Source organism: Streptomyces sp. NPDC005485 (assembly GCF_040606085.1).
Classification (GTDB): Bacteria; Actinomycetota; Actinomycetes; order Streptomycetales; family Streptomycetaceae; genus Streptomyces.
The window spans coordinates 1-2,347 of the sequence record NZ_JBEXDZ010000310.1 but is presented as its reverse complement, the minus strand read 5'-3'; the positions used below and the strand labels follow the sequence as shown (position 1 = coordinate 2,347).

The following is a 2,347-nucleotide window of genomic DNA, read 5'->3' as shown; positions in this document are numbered from 1 at the left end:
GGCGACCGCCGACGACCGCACCGGCGGCAGCCCGCCGCGCAGCCGGGCCACCTGCGACGCGAGCCGCTCGGCGGCGGCGTCGAGGTCGTCGGAGGGGGCGAGTGCGCGCAGTTCGTCCGTCACCGCCAGCAGTGCGGCGAGGTGACCGGCGAGCTGGATGTCCAGCTCCTCCTCGCGCGACCGGTGGGGGAAGTCCGAGGGGGTGCCGGCCATCGTGTGGATCGACTTGGTGCGGATCGGCTCGTACATGGGATGGCCTCCTGTGCTGACAGGAAACCATCCTAGCTTAGATTCTGTCTAAAGTTGAGAGAAGTCGGAAAGCGCCGGACTTCCGGGATGTCCGAGGGCTACGCCTGTCCGTAGCCGTCCAGGAAGTTCCCGATCCTGGTCACCGCGTCGGTCAGGTCCCCGACCGTCGGCAGCGTGACCACGCGGAAGTGGTCCGGCTCGGGCCAGTTGAAGCCCGTCCCCTGGACGACCATGATCTTCTCGCGGCGCAGCAGGTCGAGGACGAGCTGCCGGTCGTCCTTGATCTTGAAGACGTTCGGGTCCAGCCGCGGGAACAGGTACAGCGCGCCCTTCGGTCGTACACAACTCACGCCCGGGATCTGCGTCAGCAGGTCGTAGGCGACGTCCATCTGCTCCTTGAGCCGCCCGCCGGGCAGGACCAGGTCGTTGATGGTCTGACGTCCGCTCAGCGCGGCGACCACCCCGTGCTGGCCCGGCATGTTCGCGCACAGTCGCATGTTCGCGAGGATCGTCAGGCCCTCGATGTAGGACTCGGCGTGCGCCCGCGGGCCCGAGATCGACATCCAGCCGACCCGGTAGCCCGCCACCCGGTACGCCTTGGACATCCCGTTGAAGGTGAGCGTCAGCAGGTCGGGGGCGATCGCCGCGGTCGGCGTGTGCGTCGCGCCGTCGTACAGGATCTTGTCGTAGATCTCGTCCGAGCAGACGAGGAGGTTGTGGCGGCGGGCGATGTCGGTCAGCCCGCGCAGCATCGCCTCGTCGTACACCGCACCGGTCGGGTTGTTCGGGTTGATGATGACGATCGCCTTGGTGCGGTCGGTGACCTTGCGCTCGATGTCCGCGAGGTCGGGCATCCAGTCGGACTGCTCGTCGCAGCGGTAGTGCACCGCCGTACCGCCGGACAGGGACACGGCCGCCGTCCACAGCGGGTAGTCCGGCGCCGGGATCAGCACCTCGTCCCCGTCGTCGAGGAGGCCCTGCATCGCCATCACGATCAGCTCGGAGGCGCCGTTGCCGACGAAGACGTGCTCGACGTCCGTCTCGATGCCGAGGGTCTGGTTGTGCATCACGACGGCCCGGCGCGCCGCGAGCAGGCCCTTCGCGTCGCCGTAGCCGTGCGCCGACGAGACGTTGCGGAGGATGTCCTCCAGGATCTCCGGCGGGCACTCGAACCCGAACGCGGCCGGGTTGCCGGTGTTGAGCTTGAGGATGCGGTGCCCCGCTGCCTCCAGCCGCATCGCCTCCTCGAGAACCGGCCCCCGGATCTCGTAGCAGACATTGGCGAGCTTCGTGGACTGGATCACCTGCATGTCCGTGAGCTTACGGCCGCGTAACGCTCGGCGGGGCGTGTTTTTCACCACGTGAGACGTGGCGTTTTAGGCCGTTATCTTCCCTCGCTACGCCGCAAGCCCTTCCTCTCCCTACAATGCGCCGCCATGTCGCAGCAGACCGGTGAGCCGCAGGGTGCGCCGAACGTGTACCACCCCTACCCCGACAGCCGGACGGCGCCGGCCTATGAGGCGTACGCGGATCCGGCCGCCGCGCACGGCTGGCAGGGCGCGTACGACGACGGGGCGTACGCCGGTGGTACGCGCGAGGCGGACACGGCGCCGATGCCGGTGTACGACGACGGGTCCGGGGCGGAGTCGGGCCAGGTCGAGGGTGACGGCGCCGGCCGAGCCGAAGGTCGAGCCCAGGGCCGCGGTGGCGGTCATCGGCGTGCCCCCGCCCGCGCTCGTGGGGGACGGCCGGACCGCCGCCGCGGCCGTGACCGGACCGTGCGCCGTGCGGTGATCGGTGCCTGCGCGGTCTGCGCCGCCCTGGTCGTCGCCGGGGCCGCCGGGCTTTTCGACTCCGGGTCCTCCGGCGGCCCGGCGCCCTCGTCGCGGAGTACAGAGGGCGAGGAGGGCGCGGACGGCAAGGCCGGTGGTACGCCGGGTGCGGGGGAGTCCTCGTCGGCGGCGCGGCAGTCCGATCCGGGCGGCGGCGCGACCGCCTCCCCCTCCGATGCCGTGGTCGCCTCGCAGGGGCCGAGCGGCGGTGCGAGCGGTTCGGCGACGCCCGGTGAGTCCCGGGAGCCCGCTGGGCCCTCGGGTGC

Annotated in this window: 2 protein-coding genes and 1 pseudogene; 1 reads left to right on the top strand and 2 read right to left on the bottom strand. The window is 70.9% G+C overall.

The genetic code is table 11. From position 1 onward, the window contains the following. Positions 1–249, bottom strand: a pseudogene (locus ABZS97_RS43795) (hypothetical protein); the annotation flags it as partial. A gap of 98 nt (positions 250–347) precedes the next feature. Next, the gene (locus ABZS97_RS43790; RefSeq protein ID WP_356149628.1) at positions 348–1,559 is read right to left on the bottom strand and encodes a pyridoxal phosphate-dependent aminotransferase; all 1,212 of its coding nucleotides are present in this window, start codon (positions 1,557–1,559) and stop codon (positions 348–350) included. A 126-nt stretch (positions 1,560–1,685) separates the two neighbouring features. On the opposite strand from ABZS97_RS43790, the gene ABZS97_RS43785 reads away from it, so the two are divergent. Further along, on the top strand, positions 1,686–2,347 hold a 662-nt coding region (locus ABZS97_RS43785), incomplete at its 3' end, for a hypothetical protein (RefSeq protein ID WP_356149621.1).

Excerpts from the sequence above, each read along its gene's own strand:
- ABZS97_RS43790 (WP_356149628.1), bottom strand. The coding sequence starts at position 1,559 with ATGCAGGTGATCCAGTCCACGAAGCTCGCCAATGTCTGCTACGAGATC.